Below are 23,874 nucleotides of genomic sequence, written 5' to 3'. Positions count from 1 at the left end.
CCCCCGCCGATTAATGCTGTAATACTTTCGCCAAAAAGTCCTTCGCCCGCTCGGATTGGGGATTGCTGAAAAACTGTTCGGGCGGGGCCACCTCAACGATTTTTCCATCTGCCATGAACACAATTTGGTCGCAAATTTCTCTGGCAAAGCCCATTTCATGCGTAACGACAACCATCGTCATTCCGCTCGCGGCAAGTTTGCGTATCGCATCCAGTACCTCTTTGATCATTTCTGGGTCCAGGGCCGAGGTCGGCTCGTCAAACAGCATAAGTTTGGGGTCCATCGCCAGTGCCCGTGCGATCGCTACACGTTGCTGCTGTCCGCCTGACAGCTGTCCCGGATAGGATGCGAATTTTTCCCCCAGTCCCAAAGAGCTCAACAGCTCTCTCGCCTTCTCTTCCGCTTCTTTTTTCGGGACTTTTTTTACCTGTATGGGGGCTATGGCCACATTCTCCACGGTTGTCAGATGTGGATACAGATTGAAGGATTGAAACACAAAACCAACATCGGCTCGAAGTTTATTAATGTCTGTCTTTTTGTCATGCACCGATATACCATCGATCAAGATTTCGCCCGCTTGTATCGATTCCAGGGCATTCATCGTGCGAATCAACGTGCTTTTCCCAGCGCCGCTCGGACCGATGATCGCGTACACATGCGATTTCGGTACCGTGAGATTGATAGCCTTCAACACCTGCTGATGCCCAAAGCTTTTGCTTACTTGGTTCACCTGGATCACATCGCTTGCCCCCTTTACTCCAACACTTTGTATTTCCGCTCCAATAAACCGATGAGCTGAGATAATGAGAACGTCAGACAGAAATAAAGCAGGGCGACAAAGGTCCAAATTTCTAACGCGACAAACGACGTTGCCACCAGGTTTTTCGCCACGAGTGTCAGATCGACTACCGAAATAACGGAAACCAGCGAAGAGTCCTTAATGAGAATGATGAACTGCGATGCCATGGGAGGCAATACTTTGCGGATGGCTTGCGGAAAAATAATAAAACGCATGGCTTGTGCATAGGTCATGCCGGATGAACGGGCTGCCTCCATCTGTCCACGCGGTACGGACTGGATGCCTGCACGCACAATCTCGGCAATGAAAGCAGCGGAGAACAAAGACAAGCCAAGGATTGCTGACCAATACGAGCCGAGCTTTAAAAACCGTCCCAACACGAAATAGATCCAAAGGAGAATGACGAGGAGCGGTACGCCGCGAATAAATTCAATATAGCCGATGGCCAGATTGGCAATGACGCGATTGCGCGCTACCCGACAAAGTCCGATGAATACGCCAATCGGGATGCTAAAGAGCAACGCCAATGCGGAAATTTCAATGGTTAACCAAGTGCCCTCGAGGAGTAGATCAATATTTTCGGGAATGACATTCCAATGCATGCAGTATTCCTCCTCCTGCTATCCGTTCGTCTGCTCTACGGTATTGATCCAGTCGTTCGATTGAAACCACTTGGCAAATGAGGCTTGCTCCGCCGCCCCGCCCCGATATGAATACAGGAATGAGTTGATCCAGTTGACCATGGCAAAATCGTTCAAGCGCACGGCAATTCCCAAATTTTCGTTCGAAATCAACTCATAAACCCCTTTGACCGAATCGGCGTTCATGACTTCATACATCCGAATGCCCGGCTCGTCAAAAACGACCCCATCTATCTGTCCGCCCTTCAGCGCAATAGACGCACTCGTAAAGCCGTCAAAATCTAACACTTCAGCTTGTTTATACAGTTGCTTGGCGAGCAGCGCGCCTGTCGTACCTTGGGAAACACCGATCTTCTTGCCAGGCTGATCGAGGTCTTTCCAGCTTTTGGTGGCTTTGTCCCCTTTTTGAATCATCAATACCTGGCCAGAGGTGTAATACGGATTCGAGAAGCTCACAGATAATGCACGATCTCCACGAATCGTCACTCCTGAAATCACCATATCGATGTCACCCGTTTGGAGCGCGGGGATCAGCCCGCTAAATTCAAATTCCTTAAACTCGACGTCGACCTTCAACGACTCCGCGATCGCTTTCCCCAAATCGATGTCGTAGCCAACAAAGTTCCGCTCCTTATCTCTCATCTCAAACGGGGGATAACCGGGAGAAGTGCCAATAATCAGTTTTTTTCGCTCCTTGATCTGATCAAGGGTGGATGGTGCCGCTTGACCGACACCTGTCTCCTGTGAGCATCCCGTCACAAACAGCATGAGCAAGACCAAAAAGGTCAAAACGAGCTTGTTCATTCCCTTCCCTCCTCCATTTCGTATTTCATGACGAGCCGATCGGATCGCGGCGTAAAAATACGGTCATACAGTGGATGGCACCCCAACCTTTCATAATTTCGTCCATTTCCACTTCAATGACAGTCACCCCTGCATCTTCCATCTTGGCTTTCGTTTCCGGGTTGCCGGCCGGCATCAGAACTTTTCCTGGCTCCAGCGCGACAAAATTTGTACAGAACGACTCTTTCACCTCTGCGAGATTCGTCGCTTCAATAATGGTAAAGTCGCGGTCAAGCAAAGGTTTGACCACGTCATAAGGAACCTGCCAAGGGAACAAGACCGCTTTCTTTTTATCGCAAATATTCAATAGACCATCAATATGGGCATGGCCGTACGGGATTTCAAAGTGAATGAAGTCGGTAACCCCGATATTGCGCAATTCCGCTTCCACCTGAGCGGCTCCCGATTTGTTGGCACGCGCCCCCGTTCCGATAATGACCGTTTGCCGATCTACCCACATGGCACAGGCGCCGTCAAAGTAACCGTCCCCGTTGATCGTTTTCAAGATGGGAACCCCCAGCTTTGCCAGCTGCTCTGCCACATAGCGTTCTTCGCCCCTGCGCGCTTCGATGCCCGGTCGACACACGATCGCGCCTTCCGGTGTCATCACGATCAGATCACGCAAATAAAGCGCATTGGGTCTATCTGGTCGCATGTTCTCTACATAATGGACTTGTACCCCATGCTCTCGATAAAGCTGTGCCAAAACATCTTGCTGCCTGCGCGCACGATCGGTCTGCATGGGGGATTTCCAGCGGAATTGAGTGTAATTGTCCTGATTCACGATATCGATTTCCGCCCCCGGCCTCCGCAGCAACACGGTATGAAGCTTGCCTACCTCTGAGTCACAATACCAGTCCCCCCATAAGTGGGGCATATCCTCCGCAAAGCTCTTCTCGGAAGGGAACCAGCGCTCCCCTTGTACCGTGATTTGTGGCATCCAAAGATCACCTCCCTGTTTATAATCCATGCTATGCATAGTGATATAAACTTATTTACTGATTATTCAGAAAGATACAAAACTTAAAGACAAGATGGCTCTGTTCCTTCAGCTTGCAAGCACCGTCCTGCCCGCCCGATCGAATCCAGTCACGCGCCGAATTGCGAGGTTGCGAGTTTCAGCTGTTTGCCAAAATCTTCTCCAATCGCAGAATGGAAAGAGAAAGTCTATCAGTCTGTTGTACCCTCCTGAATAAGACCTCCTCATCTGGGAGCGCAAGCGGCCGCTTTCAAAAGTGGCGCAACGGTTTATAGAAACATTTGATAGAAAGGCAAGCAATCGTTAATCAGACAAAAAAGCGCAAGGGATTTTGCTTCCCTGCGCTTTTTTTGCGACGCTGCCATCGCGATTCGCAGTTTATTCTCAAGAAGTTTGCCCGCTAACGTCGGGATGGGGAAACGTGCGGAGCATTCCTTGCAGCGTCTGCTTGTCCAGATAGCGGCCATCGCTGATTACCGACCAAATCTGGCGCGTATGGGCAATCTCAACCAAAGGATTTTCGTCGAGCAGCACCAAATCGGCCCATTTTCCCGCTTCGATGCTGCCTGATGAATTTTCGATGCCCAGAAAACGCGCAGGTGTAATCGTCGCCGCTTGCAGCGCTTCCAGCGGAGTCAGCCCTGCTTGTACCAGCAATTCCAGTTCATCATGCAGGCTAAAGCCAAAGACGAGGTTAGGCGTCGGCTCTTTTTCGTGCCAAAGCGTATCCGTCCCGGCCATAATCGGGACGCCTTGTCTGTTCATCTCGTCGATTAAATGCGGATATATTTGATAGAGTTGGCTGATGACCGATTGGGTCAATTGTGCCCCCGGGTTTTTCGCTTTGATTTGCTTTTGGTAATCTTCCCAATATTTTTGGATGTCGGTCGGAACATGTTGAGCAAGCGCGGGATCGATCGGGCCTAACAGGTTGTGATACACAACCAGCGTCGGCACCATATGCGTATCGTGGTTGGCAAAAGTCTCAAACAAAGCGTGCGCCTTCGCCTTGTCGAAAGATTGGGCCGCTTCCAGGTCGACAGCAAAGATGTAGGATAAATGGTCGGCATAATTCTTTCTGATTTCCGCTTCCCGACTGGAAGAGGCGATCAGCACACCGTACAGATGCTCGATACTTTTTTGGCCCATCTCCGCTGCCGTTTTGGCACTGACGGCAAACGGCACATGACCGGCGAAGGGAATGCCTTGTTCCTTGGCCTCATCGGCGATTGCCTTGTACACGTTGTCCGGCAGATATGTATACACCTTGATAAAATCGACGCCGGCCTGAACCAATTGATCCACTTCCGCCCGCGCCTCTTCCGGGGAACGGAGATTGACCTGCATGAGTGAACCATCCCCCAATGTTCTCGCCCCATCGAGCGCGGGACCAGCGAAGAATACGTGCGGTGCCGGCGTCCCGTCCAGCAGCGTTTCCCGCCATCTCTGGACATCTTCCAGCGGCGCTCCCATATCGCGAATGCCGGTTACCCCGTTGGCCAACAAATACGGAAACGCAATCTGCTCATCATCCAGCAGGTGCACATGCATGTCCCACAAGCCCGGGATGACAAACTTCCCGGTCGCGTCGTAAACAACGGTGTCTTGCGGCAAGCGGATTTGGCCGGATGGTATCACCTGTACGATACGGCGGTTGTCCATCACGACAGTCTGATCAGGCAAAAGAGCACCGTTCTTCACATCGACGACGGTCACATGGGTGATCGCCAGCGGTGCGGGATTGCTTGCATCGTCGGCAGCTGCCGAACAGACGGGAGCAAGAACGACTAGGGAAGAGAATAGTAATGCGATCGTCAACAAACCTTTTGTCTTCATGCATTCCTCCGTAAACTGGGCTATGTCGCGTTGATTCCTTGTCTTGATTGTATCAAAGCTGGAAGCAAATCGCTTGAGCTTGGCGCAATTTGTTCGAACAAGCCATTTCGCGAACGAGCCCGGCATTGGTCAATCGATGCCAGCACGGTATAATATAAAGAGAAAACTTGCTTTTTGCGAGAAGAAAGCGCGTATGGACAGAGGATGTTGCAAAAATGAAATCTTTGATTGTAGTAGGTGCGGGAATACTGGGAGCATCCACGGCTTACCAGCTGGCGAAAAGCGGCGTTCCGGTCACGATCGTTGACGAAGCGCACAACGGACAAGCTACCGATGCGGCGGCGGGCATTATTTGTCCATGGCTGTCGCAACGGCGCAATCAGGCGTGGTACCAACTGGCCAAGAGCGGGGCTCGCTTTTATCCGACGCTGATCGATGAATTGCAGCAAGCGGGTGAAACGCAAACCGGTTATCGGCGGGTTGGAGCGATCAGTATTCACAAAAATCCGCAAAAGTTGGCGGATATGGTCAAACGTGCGGTCAAACGCAAAGAGGATGCGCCCGAAGTTGGCGAGATCACTTTGTTGACGTCTGCCGAAGCAAAGTCGTTGTTTCCGCCGCTCGCTGATGATTATGGAGCGGTCCACATCAGCGGTGCCGCCCGTGTCGATGGTCGAGCGTTGCGCGATGCCCTGCTGCGGGCGGCAGTCAGATTGGGAGCGAGACGAATCAAGGGAATGGCTGCGCTCCACTGCGATGCCCAACGTGTGACGGGTGTAAAAGTGGGAGCGGACTTGCTTGAAGCCGACACCGTGATCGTTTGCGCCGGTGCCTGGGCTGAGCAAATACTGGCTCCCTTGGGCGTCACGTTCAAGGTTACGTTCCAGAAAGCGCAAATTGTTCATCTCGAATTGCCCAAGACAGATACGGAACACTGGCCGGTCGTCATGCCCCCCAGCGATCAATATATGTTGGCGTTTGAACACGGGCGGATTGTCGTGGGCGCGACGCACGAAAACGAGGTAGACGGCTTCGACACGCGCCGCACCGCTGGCGGCATGCATGAAGTATTGACCAAAGCATTGGAAACGGCACCCGGCTTGGCCGACAGCACGTTTCTCGAAGCCAGAGTCGGTTTTCGCCCATTTACACCCGGATTTCTCCCCGTATTAGGTTATTTGCCCGGATATGAAGGAATTCTCGTGGCGAATGGTCTGGGTGCTTCAGGGTTGACGATGGGGCCATTTATTGGTGAGCAGCTGGCCAAGCTGGCTTTGGGACAAGAGGTCGACCTTGATCTTGAGCCGTACGAGGTAAAAGGCGCTTTGCTCCCTTCCTAGGAACGAAAAAACCGCGCAAAAAAACCTGGTGTTCCTCGCGATGAGGATCATCAGGTTTTTTACTTTCTGGCGTACAAAGGGTCCGTAAGCCACGTTTTGTTCTTCGTCGTGCTGGCAACGGAAGCCATCCTCGCACAATGAAGGAGAATCATCTATCTCACATCTTGTTTGCCCAAGATGTGCAACTCCTCTGTTCTCGTTTCCTTAGGAGTTGTTCCCCGACCAACATTTGGGTTTCTCGCAGAGGGTGTTTACCTCGTTCCACTTTCCACGTTTCCATGGAAACTTCGTCACTGTGGCACTTTCAAGGTATTCGGGACATATCCGCAAACGGACGTAGCCCCTTTCCCTGACGTAAGCTGATGTACAGCTCCCTAGGGTTGTTAGCCCTAGCCTCCAAACTCCAAGCATCTCAGCTTGGGCGAGCGTGGACTTTCCTCAAGGACATCGTCGTCCCTGCGATTCTCTTCGTTTACCTTTGTACCTCTATCGATTTTTGTGATTTACAAACGATCGGTCCCACTGATTGCTTGTCGGTGGGTGGACTCTTACTATACCAAAAAAGCGTCTTTATGCTCAAGGGACAAATATTGGCACTTCCGCCTTCTGTTTGAACGGACCGGCTCGCTCACTGGTGGCGATCCGGTTGACAATGGAGTTTTTTATGTCGACTTGCCTGTTTCAACCTCGCCATACCATTTATTCATTCCGCCGTTCATGTTTGTCACGTTGTAGCCTTGAGCGGCGAGAAACTCGCACGCTTTGCTGCTTCGTCCACCACTGCGACAGACGACAACCGTTTCCGTCTGGCGATCAAGTTCCTGCAGCCGCTCAGGAAGTTCGTTCAGCGGAATATGCTTTGCATTGGGAATATGGCCCGATTCCCACTCCTCTTGTTCACGCACGTCCAAAATAATCATCCGATCTTTGTTCTTCAACCGCTCGTGGATATCGGAAGGGAATTGTTCGTTAAAGCTGACCGCAGTCATTTGCTGCCTCCAATCTTATAAAAGTTTGCTGTTCCCGCGTAGTTTTGGTCTGCAGCGCAAAATGCATACGGTCTGCCGCTTTTTTGCCGGTGCATTTGCATTACAGTTTGCTGTTCCCGCGTAGTTTTGGTCTGCAGCGCAAAATGCATACGGTCTGCCGCTTTTTTGCCGGTGCATTTGCATTACATAGAGATACGAAAAATGGTAAAAATAACTGGTAATCCAAAACAAAGGTTGAATCCAATGTATACGTTTGCTTTTATTGCTTTGGCAGTCAATTTTCTGATCATCGTGCTGATGCCCAAGCGTCTTACTCGTAAAGAGATGTATATGACCGGGATGACCATGCTGGGCATCACCTTGTTTATTGATTGTATCGTTGGCTTTGCTCTGGACTTGTTTGACGATGTAGACAAAGAGATTCATGTTGTTGACATTATTCTGGAAGCTACGATCGGTCCTTCCTACGGATTGATCATTACCAACTTTTTGCCGAAAGGGAAGGCAAAATTTTGGCTGTACCTCGTCGCCGTTGTGATCATTTCGCTCGTTTTGGAGTCACTGTTCGTTTACTTTAAATTCCTCGTTTATAAAGGCTGGACCTTATGGTACTCGAGTCTGGTTTATGTGCTCGGTATGCTGTTTCTGCGTTGGCACTTGCGGTTTATCCGCTCGCCGGAATGAACCGAGTGAAACGGCAACATCAATACTATTCTTAAGGATCGATTCGTTGATGAGAATAATAGCTGCACTGTTCTCGATTGTCATGCCCGGATTTGGCCAAATCTACAACGGACAATTTATCAAAGGACTCGTGTTTGTGATTTTTGAGCACTTTGACAACTCCGCCGCTCTGATCAACCAAGCCATTCACCTGGATTTCAACGGTCAGCATGCAGATGCGATTCGCACGGTCAATTTCCAATACCTGCTGTTTTATTCTCCGTTTTATGCCTACAATGTATGGGATGCGATGTTTTTTGCCCGACCGGGTCTGGACAAAGCCAGGTCGGCCATCCCTTTTGTATGCGCCGCCATTGTTGGCGAGATTGGTTCCATATACGCCACTCTCATTCCGTTCCCCAGTTTCACCATCGGGTTGCTTGTTATTATTCCGATGCTCATTGGCTTGTTGGTGTTTGCTCGAAAATAATCGCAAAAGCCAATAAGATCAGGGCAATCATTGGCTAGATCCGCATTTTGCAAACCTCACTGCCTGCATGCTGTCCAACCGAATCTTCGCCAAAGCATCCCCTCTATTGGATTGACGTGCGCGGAGTGATTGCTGCCGGTTCCTTCCTGCAATTTTCAGTTTACGCCCCTCGTGGCGGCCTGCACGTTGCGAAACGTCGCGGCCGCGCGGTTTATACGCCCAAATATTGATGCTGTACCTCCTTGTTGGCCAACAGCGCTTGTGGCGAACCGTTCCAGACGATTTGCCCCTTATTCATGATCAGCACTTCATCTGCCACCGCGCAGGCCAAATAAAAGTTTTGCTCCACCAGCAAGATGGACAGTCCGGTTTTCTTCAAAGTTTGAATGATCTCACCGATCTGCTCGATCACGACCGGAGCCAATCCTTCCGATGGTTCATCCATGAGCAAAAAGTGCGGGTTGGTCAGCAGCGCGCGGCCAATCGCCAGCATCTGCTGCTGCCCTCCGGAAAGCTGCGTGCCCATGTTTTGCTCCCGTTCCTTCAAGATTGGGAACAGTTCATAAACCTCCTCCAGCGTCCACACCTTTTGCCCGGCTTTGCGATCTTGCCTCGCTTCCCGCGCCGATACGGTCAAATTTTCACGAATCGTCAAGGAAGGAAAAATGCGCCGCCCCTGCGGCACCAGGGCAATTCCCTGTCGGGCGATTTTGTACGACGGCAGGCCGGAAATCGTCGCGCCGCAGAAACTGATCCGACCGTGGCGCGGCGTGGTTAAGCCGGCGATCGAGTGGATGGTCGTTGTTTTTCCCGCGCCGTTGCGGCCGAGCAAGGCCATGCACTTGCCAGTCGGCACCTCAAAGGAGAGCCCTTGCAAAATATGGCTATTTCCGTAATAGGTATGAACTTGTTCAAGCTTCAGCATGCTGCAGGGTCCCTCCTCCGAAATAAATCTCCTTGATCCGTTCATCCCCGCTGATATTCCCAGGCGTGTCGCTGGCAAATACTTCGCCGTGGTGTAAAACCGTAATGCGGTCGGCGATGGAAAAGACAACCTCCATATCGTGCTCGATCACCAGCAGCGTGATCGAGCGCGGCATGCGCTGAATCAGTTTGGTCGTTTGCACCGTTTCCGCCGGTGACATACCCGAAGTAGGTTCGTCAAGCAACAAGATTTTCGGTTTGGAAGCGAGCGCCAACAACACTTCGAGCAATCGCTGCTCCCCGTAGGAAAGTTCATTGACAACGCGGCTGCGTCGCTCCCATAAATCCCATTGTTTGAGCAGCGACTCCGTTTCTTCGACCGTCTCCGTATATCGAGCGAGCGGTTTCAAAAAGTGAAAACGATGCGGCTTGCAGGCATTGACGGCCAGCTGCACATTTTCCTCCACCGTCAAACTGCCGAACAGATTGTTTTTCTGAAAGGTACGGGACATGCCGACCCGCACGGCGGTATAGGCGGGAAGGCCGCTGATTTTCTGTCCGTTGACGGTAACCGTGCCCGCGTCGATCGGCAAAGTGCCGGTGATGCAGTTAAACAAGGTCGTTTTGCCGGCCCCGTTAGGCCCGATGATGACATGGCGTTCTCCCGCGCCGATTGCCAGGGATACGTCCTTTAGCACATGCAGCCCTTTAAACGATTTGTGCAAGTGTTCAACTTTTAACAGACTCAATTCCATTCCCCTCCTTCGCCATCGCCTGTTGCGCGGGTTTGCTGTTGCGCTGCGGACGGAACCGTTGCCAAAGCAACGCGGCGATCTGCATAATGCCGCCTTTCCCGAAGAGGACGATCAAGACAAAGATCAGTCCCATGATCAGCGGCCAACGATCGGTAAAAGAGCTGATGTAGTTTTGCAGAACCACAAAGAACCCCGCCCCGATCGCTGGTCCGACGAGTGTTCCGACGCCGCCGACAATCACCATAATCAGCGCTTGCCCGGAGAACATCCAGTACAGCAAATCCGGGGACACATATTGGTTGAAATAGGCGTATAGCGCCCCGGCAACGCCCGCCAGCATGCCGGAGATTGTATAGACTGCCAACTTGTAAGTGCGTGTCTGGTAACCGAGAGCGGTCATGCGCGATTCGTTCTCTTTGATTCCCCGCACGCTTTTGCCAAAGGGCGAAGCGATTAACAGACGAAGAAAATAATAACTGATGAGGAAAGCGACCGCGGTCAGGTAAAAGAAGCCGAGGCGGCTGTCGATCGGACCTGCGCCCAGGTTCGGACTGGCGACAACCGCCATGCCATCAGCGCCCCCGGTCAAATCTTCCAGTTTGTAGACGATAGCGTAGATCATCTGGCCAAAGGCAAGCGTAATCATCAAAAAGTAGGCGCCGGATGAACGAATGAACAACAGTCCGGATAAAAAAGCGGCCAGCCCGGAAATGACGAGGGCGCTTATCAGCAGCAAATAGGTGTTCTCCCAATGATTGCCCAACAATGCCACCGCATAGGCCCCAAGGCCAAAAAAGGCAGCGTGGCCAAGCGAAACGAGACCGGCGAAACCGATGATCAAGCCGAGACTCATTACAAAAATGGCCATGATCAAAACTTCACTGGCTAACTTCACGCCGTAGCTGGTCAGGATGAACGGGCAGAGCAAAAACAAGGCGATGCAGCCGATGTGTTTTCCGTACGCGGATGCCTTCATGCCTGTGCCCCCCTTCCAAACAGTCCGTTTGGTCTGATTAACAGCACCATAATCATGATGACAAAGATCATCGCCATGGTCAGCGAAGGAAACCAGACACGGCCTAACGTATCGGTGAGACCGATCAGGATCGCTCCGATAAACGCTCCCTTCCACGTGCCAAGACCACCGACGACGACGATGACCAGGGAGGAGACCAAAATTTCCGAATCGATTCCGACGTACATGCCCATTATCGGTCCGCCCAATACGCCGCTTAACCCGGCGAGCGCCGCACCTACCGCAAAAATGGCGGTAAAAACAATTTTGATGTTGATTCCCAGCGCCGCAAGCATCTCTCGATCATCCACACCCGCGCGGATAATCGCTCCGATCCGTGTCTTGTTTTCCATGTACCATAGACCTGCGGCCAGCAGGCAGCCAATGCCGATGACAAATATACGATAAGCGGGGAATTCGGTCAGTCCGACATTCAAGGAAAAATCAAGCGCTGACGGTACCGGCAAAGTGAGCGGGCTTGATCCCCAAATCCATTTCACCACGTCGGCAAAAATAAAGGACAAGCCAAACGTGAGCAGCACCTGTTCCAATTCTTTGCCATAGACGCGCTCCATTAAAACCTTTTCCATCACCATCCCCAAGGCGGCAACAATGACGATTGCCAGCAACAAAGCCGGCCAAAATCCGGTTCCCTGTTGGACAAATGTGTAGGCAACATAGACGCCAACCAAATAAAACGTGCCATGGGCCAGGTTGACGATATTCATTAAGCCGAAGATGATTGACAATCCGGCTGCGATCATAAACAAAAGCATGCCGTAGGCCAAACCGTTCAAAATGTGCATCGCTAAGGTGGACGTCGTCATGGTCTTCTCTTCTCCTTTTCTCGCTGGTTTCCCGGGAGAGTTGGGGATTCTCCCGGGAAAGCTCAGCGTTTATTTGGATGGAGTCGGCGGAGTCTCCGGAATTTTCAGTCCCTTTGCTGCGATCCCGAGAACCTCCTGAACGATCTTGCCATCCTTCCAGACGTTTTTGACCAAATACATATCCAGTGCCAAATTATGCGTCTTCGGGTCCATGGCCAGCTCGCCGCGCGGGCTGCTGAATTTGATTTCCTTCAATACGTTGATCAGATCATCCGCATTTGTACTGCCGGCCTGTTCGATCGCTTTGGCGATCACTTGAGCCGAATCGTACCCTTGCACGTTGAAGTAGTTCGGTGTTTTGTTATATTTTTGGGTGAACGCTTCCACAAATTTTTGGTTGACAGGATTGTCAAGCGAGGAAGTATACATCGTCGCTCCGATAATTCCTTCTGCGGCCTGTCCGGTTGGCTCTGTGACTAACGGATCCAAAAACTCCTCTGTACCGGTCAGCGGAATCTTCCCTTTAACCCCGAACTGTTCATACTGCTGCACGAAGCGAATTGCATCGGTGCCCGACAGGAAAGAGAACACAAGGTCCGGCTTGGTTTGCAAAATGTCAGTCAAATAGGTGGCATAGTCGTTGTTGCCGAGTTTGGGCCAAGCCTCCTTGACAATTTCGCCTCCGGCTTTTTTGAAAGCATCCTCAAACGCTTCAATCGTTTCATGCCCGGCCGGATAATCGGGTGCAAGCACATACGCTTTCTTGCCGATATTTTGCGCAATGTATTCCGCTGCCGGCATGCCGTCCTGCCAGTTGGAAATGGATACGCGGTAAATGTAGTCGCTTTTTTTGTCCCAGGAAATATCGTTGGCGGCCGCATTGGCGTCGATCAGCACGATTTTGTCTTTTTCAATGACGTCGCGCAGCGCATAGACGACGGATGAAGAGATCGGGCCGACAAGCAAGTCAACTTGTTCGCTTTCAACCAACTGCCGATATTTGCGCAATGCGACCTGCGGATTGGCTTCGTCATCTTCATAGACGATCGAGACCTGGCGATCGCCGATCTTGTTGCCCGTTTGCTCGAAATACAGTTCCATCCCTTCCTTGATGCTTTCCGACAGCGGGGCAAAGTTGCCGGAAAACGAGAGTATCGCGCCAATTTTGATTGGCTCGCTCGCTCCGGCCGAACCATTCGTGCCCCCCGATCCTCCGGCACTCTCTGATGCGGTTTGGCTGCCGCACGCGGCGAGCAGCAGCGTCAACGCCAAGATTGCGCAAAGCCAGGCTCGTGTCCATCGTGTTTTTCTTGTTTCTTTCATCATTCTAACCCCCTCTTTTACGGATACGTCCCGTTACGGCTGTTACAAAAACATGCTGAGATTCATCATCGAAATGACCGTCTGATCCGGATAAATCGTCCGGGTGACTAGCTTCCAGCCATCTTTTTCCTTGCGCAGCACATCCATCCGCTCGCCAAACAATTCTTCAGCGGACAGATCGGCAGCCCGGCTCCGTTTCAGCAAGAAATTGCTGCGCGCCTTGACGAGTTGTTGGTCAGGCATTTGTTCAACGATCAAATTGGAGACAAAATGCCGTGTTCTTGGCGCCGGGTCCTCTGCCCAGGCCGAGGTTGTTCCCAGGCGATTGACCCGGGTGGTCAGCGATGTTTTCGTCTCCTCGAAAAATGTCATCGCCTCGACAATGCCGGAACCGTCTCGATTCTCCCGCGTAGCGCGCAGCGGCATTCGATAGACGATGTCATCCGCCAGCAAATCGAGCCATTCGGCAAATCGCCGGCTATCGAGAAGAAATGCTTCCCGATGGAGAAATTGCGTGATTTCAAAATGTACCTCGGCAATCAAGACCATTCCCTCCTTTTGCAGATCTGCTTAATCTTCACAAATCAGTTTCAGCCAGTTTTCATGTGTCGCCCGATGGATCGCATCAAGATAGCAGGTCGGATAGGCCAGGCCCGGTCCGGGAAACGATGGGTCCGGTTGTACGCGATCAAAGCCCATCAAGTAGTTGAGCAAATTGTTGTAACTCAGCATCTTATCCCGCGACATGAATCCTTTGCTCGCCTGAGCGACGCGCGTCCAAATCTCCGTATCATCCTGTTCCAGCGTGCCGGAAGGTCCAAAAGAACTGATATACCCTCTGTAAGCATCTTCTTTGTAGGATTCCGGAGCGGCTTTGTCGATCATAAACCATGACCAAATCTCTACCCGCTCTGGTCCAAGCGGTCGCCACAGACGAAAATTCAAGTAATTGTGCAGATGTCCTTCGCTTCCATGCACCGGGCTGTTGAACGACAAGGTCGGATAAATGGACCCGACAAACACGGTCGTTTTGGAGAAGACCTGCGCTTGCTCCCGTATCAAGTTTCGTTCAAACATCGGCCACATCGCTTCGGGCAAGCCTTGATACGGCGGCCGATCGTTCTTGCCCGGTGCGGAGGCGGTGATCACGTTGATTCCATGCCCATTTTGCAACACAACCTGATGGCCGTATCCTGCGTAGAGCGGATCTTTCGGGCTAATGCCTAATTCCACCGTCGAGCGGTGTGTCGTTTGCACATGGTAGGGATCGCCGGAAAAATTCTCCAGCACCAGTTTCCAGTTCGTGTTGACCACCCAGCGCTGCGGGATGCCGCGCACTTCCATTCCTCCGTCGCTTCGGCCGAGCAAAATATCCATGTACCATTTCATATCGCCTAAATATTCAGCCAGCGGCGGCGCATTTGGGTCGAGATTGGCAAAAATCATTCCTTGGTAGGAATCCAGCCGCGGTACTTGACGCAGCCCCCATTCCTCCTTGTTCATTTCCTCGCCGTACACTTTGTCGCCCGCGACCACACCGATCAACTCTCCGTTCAGGTTGAAACTCCAGCCGTGATAAGGGCAGATAAACGTTTTTTTCTTGCCAAAGTCAGCGGTGCACAATTGGGTGCCGCGATGCGGGCAAGAGTTCAAATAGGCTTTTATCTCGCCCTGATTCGTCCGCACGATCAAGATCGGATCATCCACCAACCAACGCGTGACATAACTTCCCGGTTCCGTCAGTTCCGATTCATGGGCCAAAAATTGCCAGGTGCGGGCAAAAATTTTTTCCTGCTCCAGTTCGTAAATGGCCGGATCGGTCAAAATCCACTGGGGCAGCAAGCCTTGTGCCATTTTTTCTTTGATGCCTGCCAGAATTTGCGGATCGATATTCCTTCTTTGCATCGGAAGTCAACCTCCTTGCCTGATCATACAGCCATGCGTTCAGCGTTTTTGTATGCGCTTACAAAAGGTGTTGTCTGGCGCTGCCGCCGGCATGTGACGGATTTTATCCTAACTATAGCTTTCAGCGGAACAGAGCCAAATAGCGTTGTTCCGATATAGTAAACAGGAATGCTTTTTTGCGGAAAATTTATGTTAAGAACAGGGAATAATGGTAATATTTTGATATATAATGAATGGCAAAAATGAGAGGGAGGTCTGTTCCATGGCCGCCAACGAAGAAAAACGGATGTTGTCGTCTTTAAGCAACGCTCTTCGCATCCTTCGTTCCTACTCTTTGGAAAAGCCGAGCCAAGGCATAACGGAAATCGCCGCTTCGCTGCAATTGGGAAAAAGCACGGTGCACCGGCTCGTTTCCACATTGGTCAGCGAAGGCTTTTTGGTGAAGGATGAAAAAACGAAAAAGTATCGGCTGGGTTACTCCGTTCTGGCTTTAAGCGGCGTGATCACCTCAACTTTGGACATATATACAGAGTCATTGCCGATCATCCGCAAGCTGGTCGATCACGTGGGGGAAACCGCGCATATCGCGATATTGGACGGGTGTGAAGTCATTTATGTGATGAAAATCGAGTGCAACCACCACGTTCGCTTCCTGACCCATGTCGGCAGACGCAATCCGCTGCATTGTACGAGTTCGGGGAAAGTTTTGCTGGCCCATCAAGAACCGGCATTTTTTGACAGACTTTTGCAAAAAGGATTGGTCAAGCATTCGCACAATACGATAACCGATCCGGTTGCGCTGCGTGAACATTTGCAAAAGATTAAGGAGAACGGATATGCGACCAGCTATGAAGAGCTTCTGGAAGGAGTTCACTCTATTGCCGCCCCGATTCGCGATTACACCGGACAAGTTATTGCCGCCGTTACCATTGTCGGGCCAAAGCAACGGCTGACCCGCGCCAAAATCCCGTTTCTTGTCAAAAAAGTCAAAGAAGCGAGCCGGGAAATCTCGGAAAAGATGGGATATTATCGCCGCAAACATGGATACTAGCCAACGGCGGCGATGGATTTGAGCAGTCCATGCTCGTGCGACGGAGATGGGCTGCTCGTTGCTTGCGCTCCTCAGAACTCCAGCGGCAAACCGACATAATTTTCGGCAAGGCTGACCGAAGCAGCACGCGAGGATGTCAAATATTCCAGTTCGGCCAGTTGCAGCCGCTGGTCAAATGGAGAATGCTGTTCGTCTCGATGCAGCATCGTGGTCATAAAACGGGAGAATCGCTCTGCTTTCCAGACGCGGCGCAGGCAAATTTCCGAGTAGCGGTCCAAATAATCCCGCTGATTCGACCGATAGTACAGACTGAAGCCACGGGCAAGCACTTGCACATCGGCAGCGGCCAGATTCAATCCTTTCGCACCGGTCGGCGGGACGATGTGGGCTGCGTCTCCCGCCAGGAACAGGCGGCCATACTGCATCGGGTCGCAAACAAAGCTCCGCATCGAGACGATATTTTTTTGGAAGATCGGTCCTTCAATCAGCTGAAAACCATCGTCTGTTTCCAGGCGGGCGTGAAGCTCTGTCCAGATGCGGTCATCCGACCAGTTGGCCAGATCGTCGCGCGGGTCGACTTGCAAATACAGCCGCTGAATCTCCGGAGACCGCGTACTGACCAAAGCGAAGCCGCGTTCATGCCGGGCATAAATCAATTCGGGCGCTGATGACGGCGCTTGGATCAAGATGCCCAGCCATCCGAACGGATACAGCTTCTGATACTCGGTTCGCCTGGCTGCCGGGATGCTTGGACGGCTTGGACCATGGAAGCCGTCGCAACCAGCGATAAAGTCACAAACGATGTCCTGCCATTCCCCGTCGCTGCCCTGCCGGAAACGGATTTTCGGCCGTTCGCTGTCAAGATCGTGCAGGCTGACCTGTTCCGCTTGAAACCGGATCTGTCCGCCTGTTTGCAGGCGAGCTGAAATCAAGTCTTTCAACACCTCGTGTTGCGCATAGACAGTGATATACTTGCCCCCGGTCAGTTCATGCACATGAATGCGATGCCGCTTGCGCTGAAAGAGCAGCTCAAAACCTTCGTGAAAATGCCCTTCCTTGTTCAGCCGCTCGCCGACACCGATGGCATTCAGCAAATCAACGGTTCCTTGCTCCAGCACCCCGGCGCGAATCGTCTCTTCGATCTCTTCACGCGAACGGGTTTCCACGATGACCGACTCGATCCCTTGCAGGTATAGCAGATGGGAAAGCAGCAATCCAGCCGGTCCTGCGCCAATAATTCCAACCTGTGTCCGCATTTTTTGCCCCCCTTGTGTCAGTGAATAGACAAATCCGCTTCCAGCAAACGGTGAAAAGATTTCTCCCCGTTGATCATTGGCGGGAAATCGCAGAGATCAAACGGAAAATCGGTGCCAGGCACAACTTTTTCCTCGCCTACCAAGCTGATCAGAAGCTGCAGACTGTCGCGGCTCCACAATACGGAGTCGTACCAGAACCGCCTGGCCAGCTCTTTTGGCGATTGCTTTACGCCTGTGGAAACAGCGGGCCATGTCTCGTAGCCTTTTTGCACCCGTCCGAGTTGAAACGGAAAATATCCGCCGCCGTGTGCCAACAAGATTTTGACATCCGGATACCGCTCCAACGTCCCGGACAGGACGAGGTCCGTTGCGCAGACGGTCGTTTCCCACGGAATGCCGATCAAATTGGGCATCATCCGTCGATTTAACCGCGGATCGGTGCTGAGCAACGGATGCAGAAAGACGATCGCCCGCTTGGCATTGGCCATTTCCCAAAACGGGGCAAAGCAATCGTCACTTAACCGGTGTCCTTGCCAGGAGGTCGCGACAATCGCACCGCGAAGTCCAAGGTTCATCGCCCGCTCCAGCTCGGCGGCGGCCTGTTCCGGTCGATTCAGCGGCAAGGTCGCCAAAGCAGACAGTCTGGCAGGATGTGACCGTGTCCATCGGACAAGACTGTCATTGTATACAGCAGCCAATTCCGCGGTAATGGCCGGTTCCAATTCATACAAAAACAACTGGGGGACCGGGGAGACGAGCGAGTGACGAATCCCTGCCTGCTCCTGAGTCTGCAAGTAGAGATTTTCCTGAAGAAAGTATGGCTTCAATTCAAACTCCCATTTTCCGTTTATGCGTAAAAATTCTGACGTTTTCGCTTCCTTTTGGTTCCACTCGGCTTGAACCAGCGACTGATGCTCTCTCAGCCAACGGATCACTTCTGTGGGGATGAAATGGGTATGAACATCGTACATGGTCTGACCTCCTGCCCGAACGGTTATGGCTTAACGATCCTCTCTGTCGGAAGCGGCGATGCCTCCAATCCCCCAATGCGTTTTCGGGATTTCAGTCACCAGCACTCTGATCCGCTCTTTCGGCGAGCCGAGCTCTTCAGCCACCGTGTCCGTAACGCGCTCGATCAACTTTTTCACTTTCTCCGGCGGTCTGCCGGCCATCATTTGAATCTGAACAATCGGCACCTTGCCTCATCCTTTCTGTTCTGTTACGCGAAACTCGACGCTGCCCAAGCCGTCAAACTTGGCGGACACCGAATCTCCGACATTCAGCATGACGGCGCCGGTAATGCCGCCCGTCAAAATCGTTTGCCCCGCCTTCAGCTTGATTCCTTTCCGCGCCAGCATATTCGCCAGCATCGCCACCGAATGGGCGGGATGGCCCACGACCGCTGCCCCTGCTCCCAACTCGCGAATCTGGCCATTGATAGATAACGTAACCCCGACCAAATCAAGCTCGAGCTCGTCGGGGCGAGCGAGTTTGCTGCCAAAGAAGACTCTCGCGGAAGAGGCGTTGTCAGCGATCACATCGGATAAGGTGAACTGAAAATTCCGATAGCGGCTGTCGATAATTTCCAGGGCGGGCAGTACATACTCGGTGGCCGCCAACACCTGGGCGCCGGTAATTCCTCCGCCCTCGATGTCCCGCCCCAGCACGAAGGCGATTTCCGCTTCCACTTTGGGATGGATCAGCTCGTTGAACGCCAGTTCCTGCCCGGATACGACCATATTGTCAAAAATGTAGCCATAGATCGGCTCATTGACGTTCATTTGCTGCATTTTCGCTTGGCTGGTTAATCCCATTTTCGGACCGACAATCCGATAACCGGCTTCCAGTTTCCACTGAACGAGCTGCTCCTGAATCTGGTAACCATCCTCGACCGACAGATCGGGATGATCCAACGAAATCCGGCTGACCTCGCGGCGATCCACTTCCGCACTGATCAAAAGTTTGGCCAGTTCCTTGGCTGTTGCTCTGTCCATGAAACGTCCCCCTCTCCCCCGTTATGGCTGCTGCTGGGCCAATTCGGCAGCCACGTCAACGATCATATCTTCTTGCCCGCCGACAACCTGGCGTTTCCCCAATTCCACGAGAATATCGCGTGAATCGATCGCGAACCGTTTGGACGCGCGTTGGGCGTGCAGCAAAAAGCTCGAATACACCCCGGCGTAACCGAGCACAAGGTTATCGCGGGTAATCTCCTGCGGCACCTGCAAAATCGGGGCCACAATCTCCTCGGCGGCATCCATTATTTTGTAAAGATCAATCCCGGTTTGAATCCCCATCCGGTCGAGGACAGCGACCAGCACCTCGGTTTGCGTATTTCCGGCTCCTGCGCCGAGGCAGCGAATGCTTCCGTCAATCCGTTGGGCCCCTTCTTCGATGGCCGCCAGCGTGTTGGCCATTGCCAGCGACAGGTTGTTATGGGCATGGAAGCCGATGTTTACACCGAGCGATTGCCGCAGGGCGCGCACTCTTTCCCGCACTTGATGGGGCAACAGCGCACCGGCGGAATCGACGATATAGACGGTATCGGCGCCGTAGCTTTCCATCAGCGCGGCCTGTTCGACCAGTTTTTCCACCGGCGCCATGTGAGCCATCATTAAAAATCCGACCGTTTCCAGCCCCATTTCCTTGGCCACGGACAAATGCTGTGCGGAGACGTCTGCTTCCGTGACATGTGTGGCAATCCGCGCCATTTTTACACCGAGATTGGCAGCTTCCTTCATTTGTTTGATCGTGCCGATTCCCGGGATGACCAAAACGGCGATCTTGGCAGGGCCGCAGACGGATACCGCCGCTTCAATCAGTTCCATTTCATTCGTTCTTGACAATCCGTACTGCAGCGACGATCCGCCTAATCCGTCCCCATGGGAAACTTCAATGTAAGGAACGTTCGCTTCCCCGAGCGCTTTCGCAACCTGCAACACCTGCTCGACCGTATACTGATGGGCAATGGCATGGCTGCCGTCGCGAAGCGCCACCTCCGTAATGACCACGTCTCGCTGCACGCTCATGATTGCATCTCCTCCCCGATTGCCGCGCCCTCCAGCCGATGGCGGGCGATCTCTTCCGCTACTTTGACGGCTGCGGCAGTCATAATGTCCAGATTGCCGGAATAGGTCGGCAAATAATCACCGGCACCCTCGACTTCCAGAAAAACAGTTACTTTGTTGTCGTCAAACAGCGGCTCTGTGCGCAACCGATAGCCCGGCACATATGACTGGATGGCGCGCACTGTTTCCACAATGGAACGGGTGATAGCCGCCCGATCCAACCGCTCGCGCTCCACCAGCGCATAGACGGTGTCCCGCATCAAAATCGGCGGTTCCGCCGGGTTCAGGATGATAATCGCTTTCCCTTTTTTCGCTCCGCCGATGTTTTCAATCCCGCGCGCCGTCGTTTCCGTAAATTCATCAATGTTCGCCCGCGTCCCGGGGCCGGCGCTTTTGCTGGAAATCGTCGCCACGATCTCGGCGTATTCGACAGGGGCTACCCGTTGAATCGCATGGACGATCGGGATCGTCGCCTGACCGCCGCACGTCACCAGATTGAGATTGGTTTCATTGAGATGCTCCTGTATATTGACGGTTGGTACAACCAGCGCCCCAACGGCAGCCGGCGTCAGATCGATCGCTACCTTTCCCGCATTGCGCAACGCTTTGGCATGACGAATATGCGCTTTTGCCGAAGTGGCATCAAAAATAATCTCGGCCAGCTCGGGCTGTTGTTCCAAAAAATCGTTCAGTCCTGTATCAAATGTGGCGCAGCCCAATTGTTTGGCGCGAGCCAGCCCGTCGGAAGCAGGATCGATCCCGATCATCGCCGTCAACTCCAACACGCTGGACCGGCGCAATTTATACAGCAGGTCTGTGCCGATATTGCCAGAGCCCAACACAGCCACCTTCACTTTCGTCATCGCTGTCACCATCCTTTACCGATTCCATCTCTTTCGACTGTCAGTCGGCCGAAAAGCTGACGCTCACTTCTCCCAAGTGGGCCAGCCTTGCCCGAAATTGGTCGCCGGGCTTGGCATCGATCGCTGCCGACAAGGCCCCTGACAATATGACCTCGCCTGCTTTCAGCGTGATGCCGTATTCAAACAATTTGTTGGCCAGCCAGGCGACACAAACTGCCGGATCACCCAGCGCGGCAGCGCCGACACCCGTGTTCATCATTTCGCCGTTTTTGTATAAAACCATCCCGATTTGCGGCAGATCGACAGCGTCCGGCTTCACCGGTTTTCCCCCCAAAACAAACAGGCCGGATGAAGCGTTGTCGGCGATCGTGTCTGCCAGCTTGATTTTCCAGTCGGCGATGCGGCTGTCGACAATCTCCAGGGCCGGCAGCACATATTCCGTCGCGAGCAAGACATCCAGTGCCGTCACTCGGGGGCCGATCAGCTCTTGTTTCAGCACAAAGGCGATCTCCGCCTCGACGCGCGGCTGCAGCACGCGGGAGAAAGGAATCACGCCGCCGTTTTCCACAGCCATGTCATCAAGCAGATGCCCGTAGTCGGGCTGGTCGACCTGGAGCAAAGTTTGCATGGCCAGCGAAGTGAGCCCGATTTTTTTGCCGACGATTCGCCGACCCGCTTCCACTCTTTGCGTGATCGTCTCCAGTTGCACTTGGTAGGCTTCCTGAATGGTGAAAGCAGGGTCCGCGCTGGTGAGCGGAGCCACAGCTTCCCGCTTTTCCATCGCCATTTCCAGCAGCCGGGCATAGGTTTTCACTTTTTCATTCATCCGCACTCCCCCTCTACAACTTGATGCAAATGTTGGTCAATTCGGTGTAAAATTCGAAGCTGTGCAAACCGCCTTCCCGACCGATCCCGCTTTGTTTCATCCCGCCAAATGGCGTCCGCAAATCGCGCAGGAACCAGGTATTGACCCAAACGATACCGGCTTCAATTTGTCCGGCCACACGATGAGCCCTGCGCAGATCGTTCGTCCAGACGGTCGCACTCAGACCATAGTGGGTGTCATTGACCTGTTCCAGCACTTCCTCCTCCGAATCGAACGGAATGACCGTGACGACAGGTCCGAAAATTTCTTCATTGACAACCCGGCATTTGCGATCAAGTCCGGTGATGATCGTTGGCTCCAGATAGTAGCCGGTATCCAATCCATCCGGGCGTTTGCCGCCACAGAGGATTGTTCCGCCTTCTTCCACTGCCAGGCGAATGTAGCCAGTGACCCGTTCGTAATGTTCCTCGCTGATCAAGGCCCCCACCTTCGTTTTTTCCGCAAACGGTTCACCGACGACCAGTTCTTTCGTTTTGGCGACAAATTTGTCGAGAAACGGTTCATACGCCGCCCGTTCCACATAAATGCGCGAGCCGCACAGACAAACTTCCCCCTGATTGATAAAACTTGACTTCAACGTGGTTTCAATCACTTCATCGAGATTCGAGTCGGCAAAAATAATGTTCGGATTTTTCCCGCCGAGCTCGAAGGAGAGGCGTTTGAGCGAGTGGGCAGCGGCGGCCATGATCACTTTTCCGGTCGTCGTTTCCCCGGTGAAGCTGAGCGCATTGACGTCGGGATGGGAAGACAAGGCGGCGCCTGCCGAGTTGGGACCAAAACCGTGCACCAGGTTGACGACCCCATCGGGAACGCCGGCATCGCGGCAAATCTCGGCCAGCACAGTCGCGGTCATCGGCGTCAATTCGGCCGGCTTCATCACAACCGTATTGCCTGCGGCCAGCGCGGGCGCGAGTTTCCAAGTCATGAGCAGCAAGGGCAAGTTCCATGGATTAATCAGCCCGATCACCCCGACAGGCCGGCGAATTGCGTAGTTCAGCGCCACATCGTCCTGCTGGGTCGCTTCCGTGGTGATTGTGCGGATGTAGTCGGAAAAGAAATGAAAATTGTAGGCTGCCCGGGGAATATCCACGCTTTCCGAAAGCCAGAGCGGTTTTCCGGTATCCAGCGATTCCAGCGCAGCCAACTCCGCTTTCCTTTCCAAAATCAGGTCTCCGATCTTGCGCATAATCGCGATTCGCTCGTTGGCGCTCAGTTTTTTCCACGGGCCATTCAGCGCTCTTCTCGCCGCTTGAACAGCCAGATCCACTTCCTCCGCTCCGCCTTCCGCGACTGTTCCGAGCGTTTCTTCCGTAGCCGGATTCATATTGGCAAATGTTTTGCCGTTCAACGACGGCATAAAGCGTCCATCAATGAAATGCAAACAATCAATCGGTCGATACGACGTTCTTTGCATCGGTCTC

The 23,874-nt window shown here is 52.8% G+C and carries 25 protein-coding genes and 1 other RNA gene; 4 read left to right on the top strand and 22 right to left on the bottom strand.

The features are described 5' to 3' along the window. Positions 1–10 precede the first annotated feature (10 nt). From JOD01_RS02825 to JOD01_RS02805, 5 genes are all read right to left on the bottom strand, one after another. The gene (locus JOD01_RS02825) at positions 11–739 is read right to left on the bottom strand and encodes an ATP-binding cassette domain-containing protein (protein WP_204516685.1); all 729 of its coding nucleotides are present in this window, start codon (positions 737–739) and stop codon (positions 11–13) included. 14 nt (positions 740–753) lie between these two features. Then, positions 754–1,401: an amino acid ABC transporter permease gene (locus JOD01_RS02820; protein WP_204516684.1), complete on the bottom strand. Its 648-nt coding sequence runs from the start codon at positions 1,399–1,401 to the stop codon at positions 754–756. Between the two features lie 18 nt (positions 1,402–1,419). Further along, positions 1,420–2,244 (bottom strand): transporter substrate-binding domain-containing protein, encoded by an 825-nt coding sequence (locus tag JOD01_RS02815; protein WP_204516683.1) that lies wholly within the window; start codon positions 2,242–2,244, stop codon positions 1,420–1,422. A 25-nt stretch (positions 2,245–2,269) separates the two neighbouring features. Continuing rightward, positions 2,270–3,223, bottom strand: coding sequence for a dimethylarginine dimethylaminohydrolase family protein (locus JOD01_RS02810; protein ID WP_204516682.1), 954 nt, complete (start codon positions 3,221–3,223; stop codon positions 2,270–2,272). Positions 3,224–3,646: 423 nt separating this feature from the next. Next, positions 3,647–5,098, bottom strand: coding sequence for an amidohydrolase family protein (locus JOD01_RS02805; RefSeq protein ID WP_204516681.1), 1,452 nt, complete (start codon positions 5,096–5,098; stop codon positions 3,647–3,649). A gap of 215 nt (positions 5,099–5,313) precedes the next feature. Here JOD01_RS02805 and JOD01_RS02800 point away from each other — a divergent pair, with 215 nt between their 5' ends. Next, the gene (locus tag JOD01_RS02800) at positions 5,314–6,438 is read left to right on the top strand and encodes an NAD(P)/FAD-dependent oxidoreductase (RefSeq protein WP_204516680.1); all 1,125 of its coding nucleotides are present in this window, start codon (positions 5,314–5,316) and stop codon (positions 6,436–6,438) included. An 83-nt stretch (positions 6,439–6,521) separates the two neighbouring features. Here JOD01_RS02800 and rnpB read toward each other — a convergent pair. Next, an RNA gene (gene rnpB / locus JOD01_RS02795) (RNase P RNA component class B) lies at positions 6,522–6,912 on the bottom strand. 188 nt (positions 6,913–7,100) lie between these two features. Further along, on the bottom strand, positions 7,101–7,427 hold the full coding sequence (locus JOD01_RS02790; RefSeq protein ID WP_204516679.1) for a rhodanese-like domain-containing protein: 327 nt from the start codon (positions 7,425–7,427) through the stop codon (positions 7,101–7,103). Between the two features lie 243 nt (positions 7,428–7,670). Between JOD01_RS02790 and JOD01_RS02785 the strand changes: the two genes are divergently transcribed. Then, entirely contained in the window at positions 7,671–8,111 is a 441-nt protein-coding gene (locus JOD01_RS02785) for a hypothetical protein (RefSeq protein WP_204516678.1), read from the top strand. 49 nt (positions 8,112–8,160) lie between these two features. After that, on the top strand, positions 8,161–8,580 hold the full coding sequence (locus tag JOD01_RS02780) for a hypothetical protein (protein WP_204516677.1): 420 nt from the start codon (positions 8,161–8,163) through the stop codon (positions 8,578–8,580). A gap of 211 nt (positions 8,581–8,791) precedes the next feature. Here the strand turns inward: JOD01_RS02780 and JOD01_RS02775 are convergent, their stop codons facing one another. The 7 genes from JOD01_RS02775 to JOD01_RS02745 all read right to left on the bottom strand — a co-directional run bounded on the left by JOD01_RS02775 (position 8,792) and on the right by JOD01_RS02745 (position 15,329). Continuing rightward, a complete protein-coding gene (locus JOD01_RS02775; RefSeq protein ID WP_204516676.1) occupies positions 8,792–9,505 on the bottom strand; it encodes an ABC transporter ATP-binding protein in 714 nt (237 codons plus the stop codon). Next, complete coding sequence (locus JOD01_RS02770) at positions 9,492–10,253, bottom strand: ABC transporter ATP-binding protein (protein WP_204516675.1); 762 nt, start codon at positions 10,251–10,253, stop codon at positions 9,492–9,494. Before JOD01_RS02770 ends, JOD01_RS02775 begins: the two co-directional genes overlap by 14 nt. Further along, the gene (locus tag JOD01_RS02765; protein WP_204516674.1) at positions 10,234–11,235 is read right to left on the bottom strand and encodes a branched-chain amino acid ABC transporter permease; all 1,002 of its coding nucleotides are present in this window, start codon (positions 11,233–11,235) and stop codon (positions 10,234–10,236) included. The genes JOD01_RS02770 and JOD01_RS02765 overlap by 20 nt, the downstream gene beginning before the upstream one ends. Beyond that, positions 11,232–12,101: a branched-chain amino acid ABC transporter permease gene (locus tag JOD01_RS02760; protein WP_204516673.1), complete on the bottom strand. Its 870-nt coding sequence runs from the start codon at positions 12,099–12,101 to the stop codon at positions 11,232–11,234. Before JOD01_RS02760 ends, JOD01_RS02765 begins: the two co-directional genes overlap by 4 nt. 69 nt (positions 12,102–12,170) lie before the next feature. Then, positions 12,171–13,424, bottom strand: a complete 1,254-nt coding sequence (locus JOD01_RS02755; protein ID WP_204516672.1) for an ABC transporter substrate-binding protein — start codon at positions 13,422–13,424, stop codon at positions 12,171–12,173. Between the two features lie 42 nt (positions 13,425–13,466). Beyond that, positions 13,467–13,973, bottom strand: coding sequence for a 3-phenylpropionate/cinnamic acid dioxygenase subunit beta (locus tag JOD01_RS02750; protein ID WP_239565124.1), 507 nt, complete (start codon positions 13,971–13,973; stop codon positions 13,467–13,469). Positions 13,974–13,994: 21 nt separating this feature from the next. Further along, complete coding sequence (locus JOD01_RS02745; protein ID WP_204516670.1) at positions 13,995–15,329, bottom strand: aromatic ring-hydroxylating oxygenase subunit alpha; 1,335 nt, start codon at positions 15,327–15,329, stop codon at positions 13,995–13,997. 262 nt (positions 15,330–15,591) lie between these two features. Here JOD01_RS02745 and JOD01_RS02740 point away from each other — a divergent pair, with 262 nt between their 5' ends. Further along, a complete protein-coding gene (locus JOD01_RS02740) occupies positions 15,592–16,380 on the top strand; it encodes an IclR family transcriptional regulator (protein ID WP_204516669.1) in 789 nt (262 codons plus the stop codon). 71 nt (positions 16,381–16,451) lie between these two features. On the opposite strand, the gene JOD01_RS02735 is transcribed toward JOD01_RS02740, so the two are convergent. From JOD01_RS02735 to JOD01_RS02700, 8 genes are read right to left on the bottom strand one after another with little or no spacing between them, the layout of a single operon-like run. Continuing rightward, entirely contained in the window at positions 16,452–17,636 is a 1,185-nt protein-coding gene (locus JOD01_RS02735) for a 4-hydroxybenzoate 3-monooxygenase (protein ID WP_204516668.1), read from the bottom strand. A gap of 17 nt (positions 17,637–17,653) precedes the next feature. Further along, entirely contained in the window at positions 17,654–18,607 is a 954-nt protein-coding gene (locus JOD01_RS02730; RefSeq protein ID WP_204516667.1) for an amidohydrolase family protein, read from the bottom strand. A gap of 30 nt (positions 18,608–18,637) precedes the next feature. Then, positions 18,638–18,832, bottom strand: a complete 195-nt coding sequence (locus tag JOD01_RS02725; RefSeq protein WP_204516666.1) for a 4-oxalocrotonate tautomerase — start codon at positions 18,830–18,832, stop codon at positions 18,638–18,640. A 6-nt stretch (positions 18,833–18,838) separates the two neighbouring features. Next, positions 18,839–19,630 carry a 2-keto-4-pentenoate hydratase gene (locus JOD01_RS02720; protein ID WP_204516665.1) on the bottom strand — a complete coding sequence of 264 codons (792 nt, stop codon included), beginning with the start codon at positions 19,628–19,630 and terminating at the stop codon, positions 18,839–18,841. A gap of 21 nt (positions 19,631–19,651) precedes the next feature. Next, positions 19,652–20,665, bottom strand: a complete 1,014-nt coding sequence (gene dmpG, locus JOD01_RS02715) for a 4-hydroxy-2-oxovalerate aldolase (RefSeq protein WP_204516664.1) — start codon at positions 20,663–20,665, stop codon at positions 19,652–19,654. After that, positions 20,662–21,567, bottom strand: coding sequence for an acetaldehyde dehydrogenase (acetylating) (locus tag JOD01_RS02710; RefSeq protein WP_204516663.1), 906 nt, complete (start codon positions 21,565–21,567; stop codon positions 20,662–20,664). Before JOD01_RS02710 ends, dmpG begins: the two co-directional genes overlap by 4 nt. A 40-nt stretch (positions 21,568–21,607) precedes the next feature. Then, positions 21,608–22,393, bottom strand: coding sequence for a 2-keto-4-pentenoate hydratase (locus JOD01_RS02705; protein WP_204516662.1), 786 nt, complete (start codon positions 22,391–22,393; stop codon positions 21,608–21,610). A 13-nt stretch (positions 22,394–22,406) separates the two neighbouring features. Further along, on the bottom strand, positions 22,407–23,867 hold the full coding sequence (locus JOD01_RS02700) for an aldehyde dehydrogenase (RefSeq protein WP_204516661.1): 1,461 nt from the start codon (positions 23,865–23,867) through the stop codon (positions 22,407–22,409). Positions 23,868–23,874: the final 7 nt, after the last annotated feature.

It is taken from the genome of Brevibacillus fulvus, assembly GCF_016908525.1.
GTDB lineage: Bacteria > Bacillota > Bacilli > Brevibacillales > Brevibacillaceae > Brevibacillus_G > Brevibacillus_G fulvus.
Note: the sequence above shows the minus strand (reverse complement) of the source record. Positions and strands in the feature narration are given on the sequence as shown.

What these genes read in the sequence shown, in the direction of transcription:
- JOD01_RS02820 (WP_204516684.1), bottom strand. Translation starts at nt 1,401, where the DNA reads ATGCATTGGAATGTCATTCCCGAAAATATTGATCTACTCCTCGAGGGC.
- JOD01_RS02815 (WP_204516683.1), bottom strand. Translation starts at nt 2,244, where the DNA reads ATGAACAAGCTCGTTTTGACCTTTTTGGTCTTGCTCATGCTGTTTGTG.
- JOD01_RS02810 (WP_204516682.1), bottom strand. Translation starts at nt 3,223, where the DNA reads ATGCCACAAATCACGGTACAAGGGGAGCGCTGGTTCCCTTCCGAGAAG.
- JOD01_RS02805 (WP_204516681.1), bottom strand. Translation starts at nt 5,098, where the DNA reads ATGAAGACAAAAGGTTTGTTGACGATCGCATTACTATTCTCTTCCCTA.
- JOD01_RS02800 (WP_204516680.1), top strand. Translation starts at nt 5,314, where the DNA reads ATGAAATCTTTGATTGTAGTAGGTGCGGGAATACTGGGAGCATCCACG.
- JOD01_RS02790 (WP_204516679.1), bottom strand. Translation starts at nt 7,427, where the DNA reads ATGACTGCGGTCAGCTTTAACGAACAATTCCCTTCCGATATCCACGAG.
- JOD01_RS02785 (WP_204516678.1), top strand. Translation starts at nt 7,671, where the DNA reads ATGTATACGTTTGCTTTTATTGCTTTGGCAGTCAATTTTCTGATCATC.
- JOD01_RS02780 (WP_204516677.1), top strand. Translation starts at nt 8,161, where the DNA reads ATGAGAATAATAGCTGCACTGTTCTCGATTGTCATGCCCGGATTTGGC.
- JOD01_RS02775 (WP_204516676.1), bottom strand. Translation starts at nt 9,505, where the DNA reads ATGCTGAAGCTTGAACAAGTTCATACCTATTACGGAAATAGCCATATT.
- JOD01_RS02765 (WP_204516674.1), bottom strand. Translation starts at nt 11,235, where the DNA reads ATGAAGGCATCCGCGTACGGAAAACACATCGGCTGCATCGCCTTGTTT.
- JOD01_RS02760 (WP_204516673.1), bottom strand. Translation starts at nt 12,101, where the DNA reads ATGACGACGTCCACCTTAGCGATGCACATTTTGAACGGTTTGGCCTAC.
- JOD01_RS02755 (WP_204516672.1), bottom strand. Translation starts at nt 13,424, where the DNA reads ATGAAAGAAACAAGAAAAACACGATGGACACGAGCCTGGCTTTGCGCA.
- JOD01_RS02750 (WP_239565124.1), bottom strand. Translation starts at nt 13,973, where the DNA reads ATGGTCTTGATTGCCGAGGTACATTTTGAAATCACGCAATTTCTCCAT.
- JOD01_RS02745 (WP_204516670.1), bottom strand. Translation starts at nt 15,329, where the DNA reads ATGCAAAGAAGGAATATCGATCCGCAAATTCTGGCAGGCATCAAAGAA.
- JOD01_RS02740 (WP_204516669.1), top strand. Translation starts at nt 15,592, where the DNA reads ATGGCCGCCAACGAAGAAAAACGGATGTTGTCGTCTTTAAGCAACGCT.
- JOD01_RS02735 (WP_204516668.1), bottom strand. Translation starts at nt 17,636, where the DNA reads ATGCGGACACAGGTTGGAATTATTGGCGCAGGACCGGCTGGATTGCTG.
- JOD01_RS02730 (WP_204516667.1), bottom strand. Translation starts at nt 18,607, where the DNA reads ATGTACGATGTTCATACCCATTTCATCCCCACAGAAGTGATCCGTTGG.
- JOD01_RS02720 (WP_204516665.1), bottom strand. Translation starts at nt 19,630, where the DNA reads ATGGACAGAGCAACAGCCAAGGAACTGGCCAAACTTTTGATCAGTGCG.
- dmpG (WP_204516664.1), bottom strand. Translation starts at nt 20,665, where the DNA reads ATGAGCGTGCAGCGAGACGTGGTCATTACGGAGGTGGCGCTTCGCGAC.
- JOD01_RS02710 (WP_204516663.1), bottom strand. Translation starts at nt 21,567, where the DNA reads ATGACGAAAGTGAAGGTGGCTGTGTTGGGCTCTGGCAATATCGGCACA.
- JOD01_RS02705 (WP_204516662.1), bottom strand. Translation starts at nt 22,393, where the DNA reads ATGAATGAAAAAGTGAAAACCTATGCCCGGCTGCTGGAAATGGCGATG.
- JOD01_RS02700 (WP_204516661.1), bottom strand. Translation starts at nt 23,867, where the DNA reads ATGCAAAGAACGTCGTATCGACCGATTGATTGTTTGCATTTCATTGAT.